The organism is Fructobacillus fructosus KCTC 3544 (assembly GCF_001438695.1).
GTDB classification, from domain to species: Bacteria; Bacillota; Bacilli; order Lactobacillales; family Lactobacillaceae; genus Fructobacillus; species Fructobacillus fructosus.
Genome location: NZ_JQBH01000031.1, coordinates 1 through 1,206, shown reverse-complemented (window position 1 = coordinate 1,206; position 1,206 = coordinate 1). Strand labels below are relative to the sequence as shown.

Below are 1,206 nucleotides of genomic sequence, written 5' to 3'. Positions count from 1 at the left end.
TGCTCGTATGCTGATAAAATGGACAGATTTTATGCATCGTCCACTGTATAATTATCCCAAGACTAAAAAGGAAATCAGCACATGACTAAAAGGCCACGTTACTCACAGGAATTCAAAGATGCCATTGTTGCCCTCTATCAAGAAGGTCGTTCCTCTCTGTCACTTTCAATTGAATACGGTATGGCCTCCACTACCGTTATTAAATGGGTTCATGGCAGCCAAAAACAAATAATTGCTGGCGAAACTTATACGACAGATGAAATGAAAAAGATGAAGAAGGAAAATGATCGTTTAAAAGAGGAAAATGATATTTTAAAACGAGCGGCGGTATTACTGGCAAAAAATTAAAACGTGATACCGCCCTTCCCATCATTCAAGCTAATGTCGATGCCGGCCATCGTATTACGATCGTACTCCGTGCTTTAAGTATTTCACGGAGTACTTTTTATAATTGGCTGCACCACGTTCCAAGTAAACGAGAACAAGAGAATCAGTGGATTCAAGCAAGGGCCAAAGAAATTTGGTTATCCAGTGATCGTGTCTATGGCTATCAACGAATAAAAATCGCCCTACACCGACAAAAAATTGATGTCGGTGTAAGGCGATTATGGCGTTTATTAAAAGAGGCAAACTGTCAATCAGTGATGACCAAAAAATATCGTAAGCCAGTCACTGAAGTTCTTTACGCACAACGCCCGAACCTGGTTAAACGACTTGATGACCAGTCTGGTGTTTGGTCGGCAGATGTCACTTATATCCGAGCTCCGAGTGGTCAGTATATATATTTGGGAACAGTCTATGATCCAGAAAATCGAAAAGTACTAGCTCATAAACTGAGCTCAATCAGAGATGGACGCTTTGTCTCCGACATTTTGGTTGAAGCATTGAAGCGACACCAAAAGCCGGCCTACTTACATACTGATATGGGAAGTGAATATACAAGTAGTGTATTTGAAAATCTATTGGCGACCAATCATATCCGTCATTCATATTCCAAGAAGGGTCACCCCTATGATAATGCGAGAATTGAAGCCTTTCATTCAATTTTAAAAAGAGAACTTATTTATCCGAACCAGTTTAAGAGTAAATTTGAGCTGGTTACGCGAATATCACGCTATATCCATCGATATAATCATGAACGGATTCATACCTATGAATCGAACCTAGTGATGTAAAAAAAGTGTCTAACTTATTGACATACGAGCA

The 1,206-nt window shown here is 39.6% G+C and carries 2 protein-coding genes; both read left to right on the top strand.

All coding sequences use genetic code 11. The features are described from left to right. The first annotated feature begins 81 nt into the window (after positions 1–81). Complete coding sequence (locus IV71_RS07620; RefSeq protein WP_010017457.1) at positions 82–348, top strand: transposase; 267 nt, start codon at positions 82–84, stop codon at positions 346–348. Continuing rightward, positions 330–1,175 carry an IS3 family transposase gene (locus IV71_RS07615; RefSeq protein ID WP_114636123.1) on the top strand — a complete coding sequence of 282 codons (846 nt, stop codon included), beginning with the start codon at positions 330–332 and terminating at the stop codon, positions 1,173–1,175. Before IV71_RS07620 ends, IV71_RS07615 begins: the two co-directional genes overlap by 19 nt. The last annotated feature ends 31 nt before the right edge of the window (positions 1,176–1,206 follow it).

Coding starts and splice junctions, on each gene's coding strand:
- IV71_RS07620 (WP_010017457.1), top strand. CDS start 82: ATGACTAAAAGGCCACGTTACTCACAGGAATTCAAAGATGCCATTGTT.